The following is a 19,502-nucleotide window of genomic DNA, read 5'->3' on the forward strand; positions in this document are numbered from 1 at the left end:
GCGGGCAAATATCAAAGGACCGATATGATATCTAAAACAAAACTCGACAAAGCTTAAACCATGCTACTCGCCGCGAATATTGTGGCTTGAAAGGGATTCAATGGCTTTGATCAGCGCGGAATGATCCCAATTCTCACCGCCTTGCTCTGCGCATAAGCCAAAGAGATCTTGGGCTGATTGCGTATTGGGCAATGCGACACCCAGTGTCTTGGCCCCCGTTAAAGCGAGATTCAAATCTTTCTGGTGCAGGCGGATTCTAAAACCGGGGTCGAAGGTGCCCTTCACCATGCGTTCCCCGTGTACTTCCAGCACTTTGGAATTGGCAAAACCACCCAGCAAGGCGTTGCGAATACGTGCTGGATCGGCACCTGCTTTGGAAGCAAATACCAATGCTTCAGACACCGCCTCTATGTTCAACGCGACAATGATTTGGTTTGCGACTTTGCACACTTGCCCAGCGCCGCAGTCACCCACCAAATTGATGTTTTGACCCATGGCTCCGAACAAAGGCAATGCTTTCTCAAAATCAGTTTCAGCGCCACCCACCATGATAGTCAGCGTGGCATTGATGGCTCCCACTTCACCGCCAGACACGGGCGCATCTAAATACGCAGCGCCGCTTTCTTTTACGCGAGCAGCAAACTGCTTGGTTTCTAGCGGTGAAATTGAACTCATGTCGATCACGGTTTTTGTGTCATCTAAAACAGGCGCGATGCCATATTCACCGAACAAGACTTCGTTCACTTGTGGCGTATCCGGGACCATGGTGATGACAAATTCGGCCTCTTTTATCGCTTCCACGTTGGTGGCGAATGTTCTCGCGCCACCTTCTTTCAATGAAATGGGTGCAGGTGAACGACTTTCAGAAAGATGGAGTTGATAGCCCGCTTTTTGCAGATTCTCTGCCATGGGTTTGCCCATGATGCCCGTGCCGATAAACGCGATTGTCGTCATGCTATGACTCCTTATTCTGCAGGTAGTCCGCTAACCATTTCAGACCTTCGTGAGTTGTGGTTGCGGGTTTGTACTCGCAGCCCACCCAACCTTGATAGCCGATGCTGTCGATATAGTTAAACAGGAAGTGATAATTCAGCTCGCCTGTTCCTGGCTCATGTCTACCTGGGTTATCTGCGATTTGAATATGACCAATGCGATTGATTGAGGAAGCCATCGTTTGGGCGATATCGCCCTCCATAATCTGCATGTGGTAGATGTCGTATTGCAGCGAAATGTTGTCACTGCCCACCGCATCACAAATCCTCAACGCCTGTTGGGTATTGGTGAGCGCAAAACCGGGAATGTCACGGGTGTTGATGGCTTCAATCACTAGCCTTATTCCCGCGCTTTCCAACTGTTCATTGGCAAATTTCAGGTTCTCAATCAGGGTTTCCTCTGCGTGTTCCTGACTGACGCCCGCGGGGACGATGCCAGCGAGACAGTTCACTTGCTGACAATCCAGCACGCGAGCATATTCAATAGCTTTTGAGACACCGGAACGAAACTCTTTAACTCTTGCCGGGTCAGCCGCGATGCCACGATCACCATTATCCCAATCACCCGATGGGAGGTTGAACAGCACTTGTTTCAGTTGGTTTCTATCCAGTTCCGCTTTAAGTTCCTTTGCGTTAAACGCATAGGGAAACAAGTACTCCACGCCTTTGAATCCGAACTTGGCCGCGGCACTGAAACGCTCAATAAATGGCAGCTCGTTAAATAGCATGGATAAATTGGCAGCAAGCTTTGGCATATCAATCTCCTTATCTCTTTGTTCTTGTTCTTCTTATTGATCTTGTATTTGCGCTGTGCAAACACTTATCTGTCTTTCGCCGCCAAAGCGGTGGGAGCATCAGCAATAGATTCCGCCAGCGATTCGAACTCATTCACGGCATCGATTTCAGCGCCCATGGAAATGTTGGTGACCTTCTCCAGAATGATTTCCACCACAACGGGAACGCTGTGTTTTGCCATTAGTGCTTTCGCTTGCTCCAGCGCAGGCGCAATCAGATCAGGGTCTCTGACTCTTATCGCCTTACAACCTAAGCCCTCAACGACGGCGACATGGTCGACACCATAATCGGCCAACTCTTGTGAATTCTGATTTTCGAAGGCCAGTTGCACGCAGTAATCAATGTCGAATTGACGCTGCGCCTGTCGGATTAAACCGAGGTAGGCGTTATTCACCAGCACATGAATATAGGGAAGCTTGAACTGTGCACCGACAGCTAACTCTTCGATCATGAACTGAAAATCGTAATCGCCTGAAATTGCGACAATTTGACGCTCGGGATCGGCAGCGCGAACGCCTAAGGCCGCAGGCACTGTCCAACCTAAAGGCCCAGCCTGACCACAGTTAATCCAGTGGCGAGGTTTATAAACATGCAGGAACTGCGCGGCAGCAATTTGTGAAAGACCAATGGTGCTGACGTAGCAAGTCTCGCGGTCAAATACGCGGTTCATTTCTTCGTAAACACGCATGGGTTTGACTGGCTGTTCGGTGTAATGGGTTTTACGCAGCATAGTGGCTTTACGCTGCTGACAATCACTCACCCAAGCGCTGTGATCTTTCAGGCGACCTTGAGATTTCCACTCTTTGGCGACCTCAACGAGTTGCGACAGGGCTAAAAATGCATCTGACACGATGCCGAGATCCGGACAGAAAACACGGCCAATTTGCGTCGGTTCAATGTCGATGTGAACAAATTTTCTGCCTTCGGTATAAACATCAACCGAGCCCGTGTGGCGATTCGCCCAGCGGTTACCAACGCCAAACACCAAGTCAGATGCCAACATCGAAGCATTACCGTAACGGTGGGACGTTTGAAGCCCCACCATACCCGCCATCAGTTCATGATCATCAGGGATACTGCCCCATCCCATTAAAGTAGGAATAACCGGTACGCCGAGAATTTCCGCGAACGCTTGCAACAGCTCAGACGCATTGGCATTAATCACACCACCGCCTGACACAATTAATGGCCGCTCTGCTTCATTGAGCATTTTCAACGCCATTTCCGCTTGATGGCGTGTCATCGCAGGTTTGTAGGGATCAAGAGGCTCATAGCTATCAATATCAAATTCGATTTCAGCCAGTTGAACATCCAAAGGCAGGTCTATCAACACAGGGCCGGGACGGCCAGAACGCATCACCTGAAAAGCATGCTGAATCGCCCGAGGGACTTGTGCGGGCTCCATCACGGTTGAGCACCATTTGGTAACAGGACGCGCTATCGATTCTATGTCTACCGCTTGAAAATCTTCTTTATGTAGACGCGATCTTGGTGCCTGCCCTGTAATACATAGAATTGGAATGGAGTCCGCCTGCGCAGAATAGAGCCCCGTGATCATATCAGTGCCTGCTGGGCCAGATGTGCCAATACAAACCCCGATATTTCCTGCATTTGCTCGCGTGTAGCCTTCAGCCATGTGCGATGCGCCTTCAACATGGCGAGCGAGAATATGGTCAATCCCTCCTACTTTCTTCAATGCTGAGTAGAAAGGGTTAATGGCAGCCCCCGGCACACCAAATGCTTTCACCACCCCTTCACGCTTTAACACTTCTATGGCTGCATCAATCGCTCTCATCTTTGCCATTCCCAAACCTTTTTGTATACAATTTAATCGTTAATTGTATTCTTAGATCGATTATTTATTAACCGCAAGTGATTTTTCAACATTCTTACAACAGCAAAATTGTTCAAAATGAGGTGCAAGTAAGCCAGTTGTGGCAGGAGAACAGTGGTCTGACAACTCGATTAGTATCAGAGATTAGAAGATATGACTATTCACATCACATTAACAATGTGCTTTTATTGTTCACTATAAGAAGAAGATAAAAACACTATTTTCATTAAAATTGTATACATTATTTAAGGACACTGCTGATGTATGACATTAAGAATAACCCTGAACATCAACAAAATCCGCGCCAGAGCAAAGCCAGTGACACCACCTCAAGGCTGGAAGTCGTCGGGAGACTGTTTAGCGAAGAAGCCAAAGCAATACTCAACCCATTCGCTTTAACCTTTTTGGAAGCCTTGTGTGTGAACTTTGCCACTGAACGTGACGCCCTGCTCGATATGCGAAAAGAGAAACAGGCTCAATATGACATGGGTTCACTGCCCGATTTTCGTGCAGATACACAGCCAATTCGTGATGAACCGAATTGGAGAGTGAATGCCATACCCGACGATCTGCTCGACCGCCGTGTAGAGATCACAGGCCCTATCGATCGAAAGATGGTGATTAACGCCCTCAACTCTGGCGCGAATGTGTTCATGTGCTGTTTTGAGGATGCAACGTCGCCGACATGGGAAAATATGGTCAATGGCCAAATCAACATGCGCGATGCGAATGCTGGCACGATTGCGTTCACTGAACCCAAAAACGGTAAGCATTATCAACTGATAGAAAACCCTGCCACCTTGATCCATCGCCCTCGTGGTTTGCACTTAGAAGAGGCGCACATTCTGTTTGATGGCAAAGCGATGCCAGCCAGTTTGATGGATTTCGGCCTGTACTTTTTCCATAACTACCAGAACAGAAAAGACAAAGGGCAAGGGGTGTATTTCTACCTGCCAAAACTCGAATCACTGGAAGAAGCCGCTTGGTGGGAAGCCGTATTCGATTTTACGGAGCGATATTTCAACGCTGAGACCGGCACCATTCGCGCGACAGTATTGCTAGAAACACTCCCTGCCGTGTTCCAAATGGAAGAGATGCTGTTTGTCATGCGCAAGCACATCGTCGGTATGAACTGCGGCCGTTGGGACTACATTTTCAGCTACATCAAAACACTGAAAAACCATGCTGACCGCATCCTGCCCGATCGTCATGCCATTGGCATGGATCAGCCGTTCCTTGAGGCATACAGCAAGCGTTTGATCCAGACCTGTCATCGTCGCGGAGCTTTGGCCATTGGCGGTATGTCGGCGTTTATTCCATCCAAAGATCCGGAAGAAATGGATCGCGTGACTAAGAAGGTTATCGATGACAAACGCCGAGAGGCCACCAACGGCCATGACGGCACTTGGGTGGCGCATCCACATTTGGTGACGCTCGCACGCGAAATTTTTGACCAGTATCTGGATGGTTCAACAAATCAGCGTCACTTCATTCCTGATGGCACATTTGATAGCGAATTATTACTCCGCCCTTGCCAAGGTTCAAAAGACGAACAAGGGGTGAGAAAGAACATCCGCATTGCAGTGCTTTATATGGAATCCTGGCTCCGCGGCGTTGGCTGCGTGCCGATATACGGATTAATGGAAGATGCCGCCACCGCTGAAATTTCTCGTGCCAATATTTGGCAATGGTTGAAGCATCAAGTCTCTTTAGATGATGGACGCCCGTTTACCGTGAAAATGTTCAGAGAGTGGCTGGATCAGGAAGTGGCTGAAATGAAAGCATCTACAGGTGGCGAAGCAAACCGTAAGTTTGACCAAGCGTCGGAGCTGTTCTTCTCGCTTTCTACCGATAGTCACTTTGCCGATTTCCTTACGATTCCTTGCTACGCAAAACTCGAATAACGCGCAATGGCGACAGCTTCTCTGTCGCCGTTTACATCTAGCATCTGGAGTTTACTTGGAAATAATTGTTTTCGCTCACCCTGCGCGAGCTTTTTTCTCGCGCACTCCTCTCTGGCATTCCTTCCATTCTTTGTGTTCTTTCGGCTTTTTCTGTTCTCTCCAATCCTAGCATTCTTAGATCACTGTCTAAACTCTCATCAATCTTCGGAATGGAACAAAACTCGCCCCGCAAAGGTAAACGCGATTGATACAAGAACTGCGTCGATGTTGTACAATCAGTTCAGCTATTCTTATACAAAATTCTTAAATCATATTTTCTATTTTTTGCGTTCACTTTTAGGACGTTATTTACAGCAAGCTCGTAGGAGATGACGAGTCGTAAAAGGGATAACTGTATGACAGGGCTTCTCAAAGCAAGCACAAAAAAGAGCAAACCAACAAACCCAAAAATGACACAAGATGACATCGTATACGGTCATATTTTTGATGCCATCCTAGAGCAACGTCTGCCACCGGGCACCAAACTTAGCGAAGAAGCGTTGGGCGAAATCTTTGGTGTTAGCCGCACCATTATTCGTCGTGCACTGCTTCGCCTTTCTGTTGAGCAGGTCGTCAGCACGCGCCCGAACCGAGGTTCGATTGTCGCTTCACCATCTGTTAGCGAAGCACTGCAAATACTCAAAGCACGAGAAGTCATGGAACTGGCTATCGTTGAGTTGGCGGCAGAAAACGCCACGCCTGAGCAAATTGCAAAGTGCCGTGCCATGGTCGCAGAAGAGCATGAAGCGATCGCGCAAAATGATACAGGCCGAAGCATTCGCCTTTCCGGTGAATTTCACATCGAATTGGCGGCAATGGCTGATAATCTGCCATTGATGAGCTTCCAACGTAGCTTGGTTTCCCAGTGTTCTTTGATCATTGCGCTTTATGAATCTACCAAGCAGCACAACTGTTCGTATGACGAACACACGCAACTGCTTGATGCCATTGAAGCTCGGGATAAACAGAAAGCGATGGCGTTGATGAAAACGCATCTCGACCACATCAAATCAAAACTTAACCTTCACGATGAAACCAACGCTCAAGATCTTCATGCCGTTTTTTCTAACGTGCTAAAAAAGAAAGCTTAAGTTCTGAGTCTAGATTCTACATATTGTCCCACTCTGTAGTGGGACAATAATGCCTCCCCCACATATTTTTCTTATCTTCTATTACCTTCTCCGTTGTCACAAAACCAATTCCACCTATCGTTTCCGAGATTATGAAACGATCAAACTCACAAATTGTATACAACAATCCAAGACAATCTGTGATGTGACCTACCCATAAATCCAACTATCCATTGATTTATAATGATTTTTATTTGTTAGTTTTTACGATCTTACTTGTTAACAGAAAGTTGACCCATCGGTCAGAAATGACTAGCTTGTAATCAATGGATTCAAAAGCGTCATGGAGGCAGTGTGATCCGTTTTCTCTTAAATCAGACCTTGCAGGAAGAAAAGGATATTTCTCCCAATCTGACTGTGTTGAATTACCTACGCGAACATGCACGCAAGACAGGTACCAAAGAAGGATGTGGTTCCGGTGACTGCGGTGCGTGCACCGTCGTGTTGGGTGAGGTGGTCAATGGCAACCTTGAGTACCGAAGCGTTAACTCATGCCTCACCTTTGTTTCGGCGCTTCACGGAAAACAGCTTATTACCGTGGAAGATCTTCGAACGAAAGAGGCGCTTCATCCCGTACAGAAAGCCATTGTCGATTTTCACGGCAGCCAATGCGGTTTCTGCACCCCGGGTTTTATTATGTCGATGTTTGCACTCACCAAAAACACACCGAACGCCGATAAGGAAGATACCTATGAAGCGCTCGCTGGCAATCTTTGTCGTTGCACGGGTTATCGCCCTATCGTTGAAGCGGCGTTATCACTCAGCCAAGAAGCCCCTATTCGCGATCAGTTTTCGGATTATGAGCGAGAGACAATCGATAAGCTCAATGCGATGGGTAAACCCGAGCTTGAACATCATGCTGAAGGAAAGACGGCTTTCACCCCGACGAACAGCGATGAACTGGCTAAGGTTTTGATGGCTCACCCTCATGCCAAGTTGCTGGCAGGCGGAACGGATTTGGCTTTGGAAGTGACACAATTCCATCGCGACATTGATGAGCTAATTTACCTCGGACATGTCGATGACATTAAAACCGTCTCCGAGACCGACACACATATCGAAATCGGCGCCAATGTACCGTTAACGGATGTGTACCGTGCGCTCGAACCTCACTACCCTGATTTCGGCGCGCTGATCCATCGGTTTGCGTCTTTGCAAATCCGAAACCAAGGCACGGTTGGCGGCAACATTGCCAATGCCTCGCCGATTGGAGACAGCCCGCCTCTGCTCATCTCGCTCGGTACTTCGATGATATTGCGTCGTGGCGATACCACACGAGAAATATTACTCGAAGACTACTTTAAAAGTTACAAGGTCACTGATCTACAACCGTCTGAATTTATTCAAACCATCCGTATTCCCAAGCCGCAAGCGAATCAAACATTTCGTGCTTATAAAATCTCTAAGCGCTTTGATGATGATATTTCAGCGGTGTGCGGCGCGTTCAACCTAACCTTAGACGGTGACAACGTAACAGATATCAAAATAGCTTTTGGTGGTATGGCGCCTATTCCTGCCAGAGCAACACAGTGCGAGCAAGCACTGATGGGCAAGCCACTTTCTTCTTCCAGCATTGAGCAAGCAATGACGGCACTTGCGACTGATTTTCAGCCGATTTCGGACTTTCGCGCCAGCAAAGCATACCGCACTGAAACCGCGGCCAACCTGCTTTATCGTTTGTATATCGAGCTACAAAATATGCGCGGCGAAGCCATTGAAACGAGGGTGATTCACTATGTCCCGTAAAACTGCCCCCGAATTAACGCCTGAACAAATGGCGACACAAGCCAAGCAAGGGCTTGCCACTGGTGTTGGAAAATCGGTCAAACATGAAAGTGCCGAGAAACAGGTCACTGGCGATGCACTCTATATCGACGACCGCCCTGAGTTTCCCAATCAGCTGCATGTTTACGCATTAATGAGCCCACATGCGCACGCCAACATTACCCAGCTAGATGTTTCCCCTTGTTACGACGTCGCAGGTGTTCGTGCGGTGATCAGCGCCAAAGACATTCCGGGTGAGTTAGACATTGGCCCAGTGCTACCCGGCGACCCGTTATTGGCGGATGGCAAAGTGGTGTATGTCGGTCAGCCCGTGATCGCCGTAGCGGCAGATACCTTGGACAACGCGCGTAAAGGCGCACAAGCGGCCATCATCGAATATGAATTGCTCACAGCGGCATTAAGCGTCGAAGAAGCGCTGGCACAGAAGTCATTCGTGACAGACAGCCACCAGCAAAAACGCGGTGACTCTGAAAAAGCCATTGAAGCAGCAAACCATGTATTGGAAGGTTCGCTGCATATTGGTGGTCAAGAGCACTTCTATTTGGAAACCCAAGTCTCCAGTGTTGTTCCTACCGAAGATGGCGGCGTGATCGTCTATTCCTCGACGCAGCATCCCACCGAGGTGCAGAAACTGGTGGCCTCGGTGCTGGGTATTTCCATGCACAAAGTGCTGATTGATATGCGCCGTATGGGTGGCGGGTTTGGCGGCAAGGAAACGCAAGCTGCAGCCCCCGCATGTATTGCCGCCATTATCGCGCATCAAACGGGTCAGCCAGTGAAGTTCCGATTGCCAAGACGTGAAGACATGATGATGACGGGCAAGCGCCATCCTTTTTACAATCAATTCAAAGTGGGCTTTAACGACAATGGCGTGATCCAAGGCATCGATATGGTTGTCGCAGGCAATGCCGGGCATTCACCGGATTTGTCACGTTCGATTGTCGATCGTGCCATGTTCCATTCTGACAACGCCTATTTCCTAGGAAATGCCACGGTGACGGGGCATTGTGTGAAAACCAACACGGCCTCGAACACCGCCTTTCGTGGCTTTGGTGGCCCGCAAGGCATGATGATCATCGAACATGTGATGGACACCATTGCCTATCATCTCGATAAAGACCCGCTCGATGTTCGCAAAGCTAACTATTATGCCAGTGCCAATCAGGCTGGTAGTGGCCGCGACGAAACCCATTACTTTCAAAAAGTCGCAGATAACTTCATTCACGAAATGACGGCGGATCTAGAAACAGAGTGTGATTATCAAGCAAGGCGTAAAGCCATTGCGGATTTCAACGCAAGCAGCCCTATTCTGAAAAAGGGCATTGCGCTCACCCCAGTTAAATTTGGTATATCGTTTACCGCGACCTTTCTCAACCAAGCCGGTGCGCTGATCACCATTTACAGCGATGGCAGCATCTGTCTTAACCACGGCGGCACTGAAATGGGGCAAGGGTTGAATACCAAGGTAGCGCAAATTGTCGCCGAAGCATTCAGCGTGGACATTAGCCGCATTCAAATCACGGCAACAAATACGGAAAAAGTGCCAAACACCTCGCCAACGGCAGCGTCATCAGGCACAGATCTCAACGGTAAAGCCGCCCAAAACGCTGCGTTTCTCATCAAAGATCGCATGGTGGCGTTTGCAGCAAAACACTTTGAGGTAGCACCGGATAAAGTCATCTTCAGCAACGGCATTGTGAGCGTTGGCGACCAGCACAGCATGACGTTCAGCGATTTCACCGAGCTATGCTGGATAAAGCAAATCTCGCTTGCAGCCACGGGGTTTTACAAAACGCCTAAGATTTTTTACGACCATGCAAACGCGCGCGGTCGCCCTTTCTATTACTTCGCGTATGGCGTCTCATGCTCTGAGGTGATTATCGACACGCTCACTGGCGAATATAAGGTGTTGCGTGTGGATATTCTTCACGACGTTGGTGCATCGCTAAACCCTGCGATAGATATTGGTCAGGTTGAAGGCGGCTTCATTCAAGGCATGGGATGGCTGACAACGGAAGAATTGGTGTGGAACGACAAAGGCCAGCTAATGACCAGCGGCCCAGCCAGCTACAAAATTCCTGCTGTTGCTGACACGCCAGAGATCTTCAATACCCGATTGGTGGAAAACCGCACCAATCCAGAAGACACAGTGTTCCATTCCAAAGCCGTCGGTGAACCCCCTTTTATGCTCGCGATTTCCGTTTGGAGTGCAATTAAAAACGCAATAGCCAGTGTTGCCGAAAAAGGTGAAGTCCCCTATTTGTCTGCTCCCGCTACACCCGAGCAGGTGTATCAGGCAATTAAACGAGTACGAAAAGGAAAATCACCCTTGAGTCAGGCGAAATAGGGCCATGAATCAATGCGTGATAAAGCACGGAAAAAAGGAGCTGCACCATGTTTATGGATAACTGGATTCACGCCCTCGCCCAGTTTGAGCAAACAGGCACACCCTGTGTCATGGTCACTGTGCTAGAAGACAAAGGCTCAGTGCCTCGCGGCGCTGGCAGCAAAATGCTGGTGACCGAGAAGGAGATCGTCTCCACAATTGGTGGCGGGCATCTTGAACACATCGCGATGAAAACTGCCCTTCAAATGCTGCTTGATGGGGATCATAGCGTCAAAGTAGAACACTTCAACTTAGGCGCTCGTTTAGGCCAATGTTGCGGCGGCATGGTCACACTTAGCTTCGAGCCTGTTGGGCAGCAACGTCATGTCCTCGCGCTGTTTGGTGCAGGTCACGTTGCCAAAGCTCTTGTGCCTATTCTGGCCACCTTGCCATTTAAAGTGATCTGGGTTGATGAGCGTGACGCGCAATTTCCTGCATATATTCCCGACAACGTGGAGAAGCGACTAAGCGACGATCCTGTTGGTGAGGTAGCAACCCTGCCCGCAAACAGTATGTATCTAGTGCTGACTCATAACCACCAGCTTGATTTCGACCTCTGTCGCGCCATTCTTAAACGAGGAGATAGCCGCTATTTCGGGGTAATTGGTTCACTGTCAAAGCGCAAACGTTTTGACCATAGGCTAAAAGATCGCGGATTCGATCAAGCGGCCATTAATACCATGATCTGCCCGATTGGCATTGGAAGCGTCAAAGGGAAACACCCTGCTGAAATTGCTGTTTCTGTCGCGGGTGAGCTCATCGCCTGTTATCAAGGTGAACACATCTCTAGCAAACGGGAGCATGCAACACAGAAACAGGCAGAAAAACGCTCTATTCTGGTTACAGAACCAAGCGAAAACCCAAACAATAAAAATAACGAGAAAATAAGGGCATAAAGGAATGAAAGACCCCAAAGCTCACCCTACAAGAGCCTTTCGCGCAGCCATATTACATAGCATTGCCAACCCAACGGACGTGGGTTTGGAAGATTCATACCAGTATTTTGAAGACGGGATCCTGCTTGTCGCCGATGGACACATCGTGAATGTCGGCCACGCCGAGGACATGCTGCCAACACTGGACCCCAGCATTGACATCATCGAGCTTGAAAACAAGTTAATCACACCGGGCTTTATCGACACCCATATCCACTATCCGCAAACGGGTATGATCGCCGCCTACGGTGCTCAACTGATCGATTGGCTAAACAATTACACCTTCCCCGAAGAAAAACGCTTTGAAGACGATGATTACGCCCGCGATGTCGCGGTACATTTTCTTGATGAATTGGCGCGCAATGGCACCACCACGGCGCTCGTGTTCGGCACTGTGCACAAATCCTCTGTTGATGTATTTTTCCAAGAAGTCGCAAAACGCAACCTGCGCATGATCGCAGGAAAAGTGTTGATGGACCGAAATGCACCGGACGATCTCACCGACACGCCGGAATCTGGCTATGCCGACAGCAAGGCACTGATAGAAAAGTGGCACAACAAAGGCCGACTTCATTACGCTATCACACCGCGGTTTGCACCAACCAGTACCTCTGAGCAGCTTCATTTGGCAGGCAAGCTGCTGAAAGAATATCCCGATGTTTATCTGCACACTCACCTTTCCGAGAATCACAACGAGATCGAATGGGTGGCGGAGTTATTCCCCGACAGCAAAAACTATCTCGATGTTTATGATTCACACGGTTTGCTTTCAAGCCGTTCAGTGTTCGCCCACGGTATTCACTTGTGTGACCAAGAATGCACAAGACTGGCAGAAACTGACTCTGCTGTTGCATTCTGTCCAACGTCCAATCTGTTTCTCGGTTCGGGTTTATTCCCTCTTGATGATATGGAAGCCAAAGGGATTAAAGTCGGAATGGGGACAGACGTTGGCGCAGGCACCAGTTTCTCACTGCTACAGACCATGAGTGAAGCGTACAAAGTGATGCAACTACAGGGTAAAAAACTTCACCCATTGAAGTCGCTATATCAAGCCACGTTGGGCGGCGCGAAGGCACTCTCGCTAGATCATATGATCGGTAACTTCGACACGGGCAAAGAAGCGGATTTTGTGGTGTTGGATTTACACGCGACACAATTGATGAAGTTTAGAATGGAGCACGCGCATTCATTGGAAGACAAACTGTTTGTGCTCATGACATTGGGAGATGATCGCGCCGTCTTTGATACATACTCTTATGGCCAATCCGTGTATCCCCCTCAATAACAGATAGAATTTCTTATATTCCATTCACGAATGTGTCTCATGTCTACGCTGAGACACTGAGTCTTTCGGCCAAAGGCGAGTCTAGTTGGCGTTAGCTGTTGTTGTGCGAATGCCAAAACCGTTGGGTTGAACCGTTAGCACTACACCATCACTAAACTGAACCTGTTGCGTCGTGCTCCCGTAGTTATAAGCCATATACGTGAGCGTATCACCTTTCTTAAACGCTACCGCTGTTGGGGAATCAGCCGTTAACGTTCCTGTTCCCGTAACCAGGTGACCTAACGCCTTCCATGTATGTATCCAATGGTAAGTGTGCGCCTTCGATTCACCTTCTTCGGTGACATAATTCGAGCCTCGCGTTTCATAGTCCGCAATGGCCGCATCAGCATCTGTCATGGCCCATAGGTTCCACCATATATCTCGCCAATGTCCGTCTTGCAAACCCGATGCTTTTCCATTGCTGGACTCAGTTAAACCAAGTTCAACGTAGTCTTTCATGTAATCCGCATGGAGGCCGACATGGAAAACTAATGGATTAAGCGGAAGCCCTTGAATGCCAAGAATGTGTGCATAAGCGCCACTAAACCAGGTAGAGAAAACGCCGCCTGTGCCCCAAATGATTGAGGTAGTGATCTTGTTGTAACCCGGCGGGAAGTTATCGTAATCATCCCCTTTGTTTGGGTACTGCGGCGAACGATTGCGATAGCCGTCGAGGTTGTTCCAGTATTCCCAATACGCCGCACTGGACGACGCGTGCAAATACATGCCTTTTTCAACTAACTCATCGTCACCCGTGATCAAGCCGTAAAGCACAATCGCACCATAGGAGTTGGCCGCTTCTGATGTCGATTCGTTGTTATTGCCGAGCGCAAAATTGGCGTGACCTGACGCCCATGAAAAGCCATTCGCAGGGTCGAAATTTCGCAGGTAAGGGAACATGTCATCCCCTTTGCTCGCGGCATAATCTCGGATCAACAACTCGACCATAGGGCCGTACTGATCAGCGCCACACCATGATTTGTCGGTACGACAAATTTCCGCAGCGGCTCGCACGAAGTAGCCGTAATGGAAATGGTGATCGTTAAGTTGTTGGTGCGTACCGAACGACTCTTCCACGCCCAGCAAGGTTGTCCATGTTTCATCATAAACGAAATACCTTACCGTATCTAAGCCACCGTTGGTGTCTGCACTAAACCAATCTTCCAGTTCAGACTTCAACCACGCAGTCAGGGTGTTAGCTTCTGCTTCCATACCAATAGAACGGGCGATGGCAATCACTTCCGCCGCTTTTCCGTAACTCTTACCTGACCAATAGGTGTCTGTGTATGGGTTCCATCCATTCGAGCCTTTATTAACATATTCTGTCACCAGACTGCGTAATGTAGTGATGTTAAAGTCCCCAAGTGTGCTCGGAAGCGTCGGCAATACCCCAACAAACGGCATGGTGTAAGAAAACGAATTGGTTTGGCTAAACTTGATCACACCCCGCGCACTGCGCATTTTATGATTGATAGTCGAAGCATTGCTGTTCTTCCAATGCAGTGGGTGCAAACCTGCCAACGTTTCTATCGGGTTACCATTGGCATCAAGATAACTGTGCGTCACTGTAACTTGGTTATTGGCGCGATTAACTTCGTAATCAATTTCAACATTACGAACAACTTGACGCGCCAACGCAGCAAACTGATTGCTTACCGCACTGCTGGGTACACTGCTGCCCGGTAACAGTACAATGGTCGCTTCTTTGGCGCTGTTTTGTATCGTGATACGGTTACTCGTTTTGCCGCTAAACGTCGTGGCACCCTCACCCACAACCAAAAAGTTGGTGTAATTTCCCGCGATGCTGGTCCAAACACCCAGCATGTTGTTTGAATCAGCAAACGTGCCTTTTTCACCGCTGTTAGCCCTCAGGGTCTTCAGCACTATGTCGCCACGAAACGCTTTCACATACACATAAGGCGAACCATGTACAAAGGTCGCTTCCATGATAGGTGTTGTGCCATTTCGCCATTCGACGGTCATTGCGCCATCGCTGTGATCTTTGAGGTAGCCTTCCATGTCGCTAAACTGCGAGTTGGCAATGGCAATACCATCAAAGACTTCATCAAACGGCGCGGGTACTGTGTATTCAAACTTATCAACCGCACCTCGAAGCCCACTAGGAATCCCAAGCATTCGAAAGCCGCGCTCAGAGATACGCGCACTGATTGGGTCCGGGGTGATATACCCAGCGCTGTGAGGGTCGCCAATGCGCATTTCCCCTAAGAAAGACACTGAGCCCCACCATTTGTGAGTAGGCACAGGTTGATCTGAGAGTTCAGGAACAAGCTGAGGGAATATTTGAGTTGGCGTACCAATGTTGGAGCAAGATTCTACCCCTGGCTTCACAACGCCTGCGTTATACACCCAAAAGCCGTGGTCTTCTGCACAGCCATAGCCTTCTGGATTAAACGTGTCTGAAATGCTGCCAGCGCCATACGGTGTAATGACATAATCACCAGTATAAATATTGTCGTTCCCTTCAGCTTCAATCAGATATACATCCGCCACCAGCACAGTGCCACGACCTGAAAATTGAAGGCCAATCCACGTTAAATCGGTAAACGCTGGAAACGGAACCTGCATCTCAATCCAGCCGTTACTGAGTGCTGTACCGGTATTCATCGCATAAGGCTTTTTGTCTTCGGTGCTGTTCACGCCCTGAATGGACACTTCAACTTGCGTGGCAAAGGTACTCTTCACTTTAAAACGAAGTTGGTTATACGCCGACGCATCAATAGCATCTGCTGGAATGCGATTGCCCCAAGCAAGTTCGGCATAAGGAACGCCATATCCTGTGCCACTTGTTACCTGAATAGCACGCTCATAGGTGGCGTCTAAGGGGTTTGTATTGATCGTTGAATTGGAGCCCCAAGAGACAGCGGATTCTGCAAAATCGAATGAATCAGCATTCTCTGAATGGAAAACATAACCATTGGTGTCTTCTGTGCTGCCAGAGCCAGATTCCGAACCGTCAGTGGTTATCGTTTTGGTTAGCGTAATGTCTATTCCGCTATCCGCGCTACCCACGGTGACATTGCGAACTAAACTGCCAAAATCAGCATGTGATATCGCCACTATGTAGTTACCGCTCGGTAAGGAAAATAGTGCTCTACCCGAGGTATCTGTCCGTTGAGTCCTGCCTGATACATCGACGATGGCATTGGAGATCCCTTGATTCGAATCCTGATCAGTCACTACCACACTTAAGGCGTAAGTAATCGTCGTTTCTGAATGGGTTTCGTCACCATCACCATTTCCGCCGCAGGCAGATAATAAAAATGATAGACAGAGGTAGGCAAAAATTCTGAAATTACTCAAAGGGATACATCCATTCGCTAAGAATCCAACCACTTTCTAATGATTCACAATTCATTTTGAAAGCGCTTTCTTTTTGAGCAGTATATGTATGCCGCCTCTTCAACACCCGTTGATTCATCACAACTTCGACGGTTGTCGTCGCATTTATCACCAAATAGCAAAGCGCGAATCATAAGCTTCAAAAACAAGACAATCTGCAGTGCCGCAGACGCATTCCCAAAATTTAGGCATAAAAAAAGCGCCTTAACTTAGGCGCTTTCTTATTCAATCGAAAGTTATTCTTCGACAGGCTTTTTCTTCTTAACCATAAAGACATCTTCACCCACAGACACACCCTGATAGAAACTTTTGTTACGCTTCTTCGGCGCTGCTTTTTTGGAAGCTGGCTTGTTGGTTTTCTTCGCTTGTGTCGGTTTCTTGCTGAACGTTTTCTTACGTGGTGGCACCAGACCTTTAAATTTACCTTCCAACCCGTCAAAGGTTGCGAAAGTCATTTTCTTGTCGAGGAAGCCTTCTATGCTTTTGAAGCTGTTCCAGTCTTTCGGGCCTACGAATGAAATCGCAATACCTTTATTACCGGCGCGACCTGTACGGCCAATACGGTGAACATACTCTTCCGAGTGTTTTGGCATATCAAAGTTCACAACGTGCGAAACGTTTGAAATGTCCAAACCACGCGATGCCAGATCTGTTGTGACCAACACTCGATGCAAGCCGCGCTCAAACTCATTCATGATGCGGTTACGCGCACTTTGGCTCATCTCACCGCTCAGTGCGACAGCCTTGATGCCACGCTCAACAAAGAGATTCGCCAAGCGCTCGGTGTCAGCGCGCGTTGCGGTGAATACCATCAACTGCTGATACTCTTCATCAGCTAGCACGCGATCTAACAAGGCTTGTTTATGGTCTAGGTGGTCACACAGGTAAAAACGTTGTTCGATATCTTTGTGTTCTTCGTTCACGAAACCAATGGCAACACGCTTAGGTTCTTTCAGCATGTCTGCAGCAATGTCGTTCACTTGACGATGATCGAGTGTGGCAGAGAACATCAGCGTTTGACGGCGGCGGTGAGCAGCAGCATCGTTAATCGCTTTAAGCTGAGGTGCAAAACCCAGATCTAACATACGATCTGCTTCATCAAGGATCAGCATTTCCAACCCTTCTAGGCTCAGATGGCGATGCTCAAGGTGGTCAGCAAGACGACCAGGGGTCGCGACCACGAACACTGGGTCTTTACGAAATTCTTTCGCTTGATCATTGAAGTTCTCACCACCAAGTATCAACACCGCTTTGTATTGTGTGCCCGCAATCAATTTACGCAGCTCACCATACACTTGTTTTGCCAGCTCACGCGTAGGGGCAAGAATAACAACACGTGGATCGCGGCGGGTTAACGCTTTGGCGCGCATCACGCGCTGCATCGCTGGGAGCAAGAAGGCCAGTGTTTTACCTGAGCCCGTTTTAGACGACGCCAACAAATCTTTCCCGGCATTGACAACAGGAATGGCGGATGCCTGAACATCTGTCGCGGAGTCAAAACCCCAATGTTCTATTGTTTTTAGCAGGCGTTTGTCTAAACCCAGGTCTTCAAATTGCAAGGTGATACTCCAATGTTTCTTTATATACAGGTCGTTACTGCGTCATCGTTATGTTTTTCAACGCAGAGCTACGCCCCACAGAAATAGGCGCGGATCTTATCATATTTCTGCATTACGACACATTTTTATTGTGCGTGATCACACTTTCGCCGACAGCTAACATCTATCCGTCGGTATTTGTCGTTGATAACGGTAGCGTAACGCGCAGTATCACCTTTGCAGCCCCAACCTAATCCTGTCGAGAACCTTATCAATGACAACATCCAATCCCCTTTATGCATGGAAGCGTTTCACCCTTGAAGAGCGTGAGCACACTTTACCCAACGGGTTAATCACCAAACATGTCACCGTCACTCACCCTGGTGCCGTGCTGATACTGCCTGTCGCCAACGATGGAAAATTGGTGATGATTCACCAGTATCGACCGTCTATCGATCGTTGGATTTATGAATTCCCCGCAGGCACCATGGAATCAAAAGAATCGCCCGATTTATGTGCAAGACGAGAGTTGGCAGAAGAGGTGCAATTGTCAGCTTCCGAATGGCACAAAATTGGTGAGTCCCTTCCCGCTCCCGGCTTTTGTGATGAAACGCAGTATCTGTACGTCGCAAAACAGGTTTCAGCGTGTGATGGCGAACTGGATGACGACGAAGTGCTAGAAGTGGTGCATTTTTCTGTCGAAGACGTCGCGAGAATGATTGCACAAAACGAAATTCAAGATAGTAAAACCATTGTGGCGTTTTGTCGGGCACAGCTACTTGGATTGATCGGTTAAATCCACCTCAGACGCCAGACGCTGTTTTTCTGTTCAGTTCATAGAACTCGCTAAACAGTCCAAAGAAAAAACCAAAGAATATCGCCTTTGATGCTTATCGTGGATTGATCACATCGCGCCTCAATAACAAAGCCTTAACATTGACATCCGACCAGTTGAGCCTTTAACGTGAGTGATGCCATTTCATATCAAGGATGAATAATGAAACAATCCCTCGCACACGCCAATCGCATGCTCAATCTGTTCGGATTCTTCAAAGTGCCCCTGATATGGTATTGCCGACCTAAGATACTGGTGCTGAACGATGAATCTGTTCAAATTCGTATTCCGCTCAAACGCAGAAACAAAAACCACCTCAACAGCATGTATTTTGGCGTATTGGCAGTCGGTGCTGATGTGGCTGGCGGCTTTATGGCCATGAGTAAAACGGAAACGCGCGGCAAAAAAATATCTCTCGCATTCAAAGCCGTTACCGCCGAGTTTTTAAAACGCCCGGAAGCGGATGTTGTGTTTACCTGCAATGATGGAAAACTGATTGACGAAATGCTCGACCAAACCATGGAAAGCGGTGAACGCGTCAATCAATCAGTGCGAATTACAGCAACTTGCCCTTCACTGCATGGTGACGAACCCATGGCTGTTTTTGATCTCACGCTCTCTGTAAAAGCGATAAACAAGTAACCT

At 48.4% G+C, this 19,502-nt stretch carries 13 protein-coding genes; 8 read left to right on the top strand and 5 right to left on the bottom strand.

Features of this window, described 5'->3' with window-relative positions:
• Window positions 1-63: 63 nt before the first annotated feature.
• The 3 genes from AB8599_RS15865 to gcl all read right to left on the bottom strand — a co-directional run bounded on the left by AB8599_RS15865 (window position 64) and on the right by gcl (window position 3,591).
• The gene (locus AB8599_RS15865) at window positions 64-954 is read right to left on the bottom strand and encodes a 2-hydroxy-3-oxopropionate reductase (protein ID WP_407333875.1); all 891 of its coding nucleotides are present in this window, start codon (window positions 952-954) and stop codon (window positions 64-66) included.
• A 1-nt stretch (window position 955) separates the two neighbouring features.
• Window positions 956-1,747, bottom strand: a complete 792-nt coding sequence (hyi, locus tag AB8599_RS15870) for a hydroxypyruvate isomerase (protein WP_407333876.1) — start codon at window positions 1,745-1,747, stop codon at window positions 956-958.
• A gap of 65 nt (window positions 1,748-1,812) precedes the next feature.
• Window positions 1,813-3,591 carry a glyoxylate carboligase gene (gene gcl, locus AB8599_RS15875; protein ID WP_407333877.1) on the bottom strand — a complete coding sequence of 593 codons (1,779 nt, stop codon included), beginning with the start codon at window positions 3,589-3,591 and terminating at the stop codon, window positions 1,813-1,815.
• Between the two features lie 290 nt (window positions 3,592-3,881).
• Here gcl and aceB point away from each other — a divergent pair, with 290 nt between their 5' ends.
• The 6 genes from aceB to guaD all read left to right on the top strand — a co-directional run bounded on the left by aceB (window position 3,882) and on the right by guaD (window position 13,085).
• Window positions 3,882-5,525, top strand: a complete 1,644-nt coding sequence (aceB, locus tag AB8599_RS15880) for a malate synthase A (RefSeq protein ID WP_407333878.1) — start codon at window positions 3,882-3,884, stop codon at window positions 5,523-5,525.
• Window positions 5,526-5,920: 395 nt separating this feature from the next.
• A complete protein-coding gene (locus AB8599_RS15885) occupies window positions 5,921-6,655 on the top strand; it encodes a GntR family transcriptional regulator (RefSeq protein ID WP_407333879.1) in 735 nt (244 codons plus the stop codon).
• Between the two features lie 333 nt (window positions 6,656-6,988).
• Window positions 6,989-8,440 carry a xanthine dehydrogenase small subunit gene (gene xdhA, locus AB8599_RS15890; protein ID WP_407333880.1) on the top strand — a complete coding sequence of 484 codons (1,452 nt, stop codon included), beginning with the start codon at window positions 6,989-6,991 and terminating at the stop codon, window positions 8,438-8,440.
• Entirely contained in the window at window positions 8,430-10,826 is a 2,397-nt protein-coding gene (xdhB, locus tag AB8599_RS15895; RefSeq protein WP_407333881.1) for a xanthine dehydrogenase molybdopterin binding subunit, read from the top strand. Before xdhA ends, xdhB begins: the two co-directional genes overlap by 11 nt.
• A 47-nt stretch (window positions 10,827-10,873) precedes the next feature.
• On the top strand, window positions 10,874-11,761 hold the full coding sequence (gene xdhC / locus AB8599_RS15900) for a xanthine dehydrogenase accessory protein XdhC (RefSeq protein WP_407333882.1): 888 nt from the start codon (window positions 10,874-10,876) through the stop codon (window positions 11,759-11,761).
• Window positions 11,762-11,765: 4 nt separating this feature from the next.
• Complete coding sequence (gene guaD, locus AB8599_RS15905) at window positions 11,766-13,085, top strand: guanine deaminase (protein ID WP_407333883.1); 1,320 nt, start codon at window positions 11,766-11,768, stop codon at window positions 13,083-13,085.
• A gap of 81 nt (window positions 13,086-13,166) precedes the next feature.
• Here the strand turns inward: guaD and AB8599_RS15910 are convergent, their stop codons facing one another.
• Both AB8599_RS15910 and AB8599_RS15915 read right to left on the bottom strand, forming a co-directional pair.
• Window positions 13,167-16,445, bottom strand: a complete 3,279-nt coding sequence (locus AB8599_RS15910; RefSeq protein WP_407333884.1) for a glycosyl hydrolase — start codon at window positions 16,443-16,445, stop codon at window positions 13,167-13,169.
• A 275-nt stretch (window positions 16,446-16,720) separates the two neighbouring features.
• Window positions 16,721-18,043 carry a DEAD/DEAH box helicase gene (locus AB8599_RS15915; RefSeq protein ID WP_407333885.1) on the bottom strand — a complete coding sequence of 441 codons (1,323 nt, stop codon included), beginning with the start codon at window positions 18,041-18,043 and terminating at the stop codon, window positions 16,721-16,723.
• A gap of 253 nt (window positions 18,044-18,296) precedes the next feature.
• Between AB8599_RS15915 and AB8599_RS15920 the strand changes: the two genes are divergently transcribed.
• Both AB8599_RS15920 and AB8599_RS15925 read left to right on the top strand, forming a co-directional pair.
• The gene (locus AB8599_RS15920; RefSeq protein ID WP_407333886.1) at window positions 18,297-18,818 is read left to right on the top strand and encodes an NUDIX hydrolase; all 522 of its coding nucleotides are present in this window, start codon (window positions 18,297-18,299) and stop codon (window positions 18,816-18,818) included.
• A 201-nt stretch (window positions 18,819-19,019) separates the two neighbouring features.
• Window positions 19,020-19,499 (top strand): PaaI family thioesterase, encoded by a 480-nt coding sequence (locus tag AB8599_RS15925; RefSeq protein WP_407333887.1) that lies wholly within the window; start codon window positions 19,020-19,022, stop codon window positions 19,497-19,499.
• Window positions 19,500-19,502: the final 3 nt, after the last annotated feature.

This window comes from Enterovibrio litoreus (assembly GCF_045679545.1).
Taxonomy (GTDB): Bacteria; Pseudomonadota; Gammaproteobacteria; order Enterobacterales; family Vibrionaceae; genus Enterovibrio.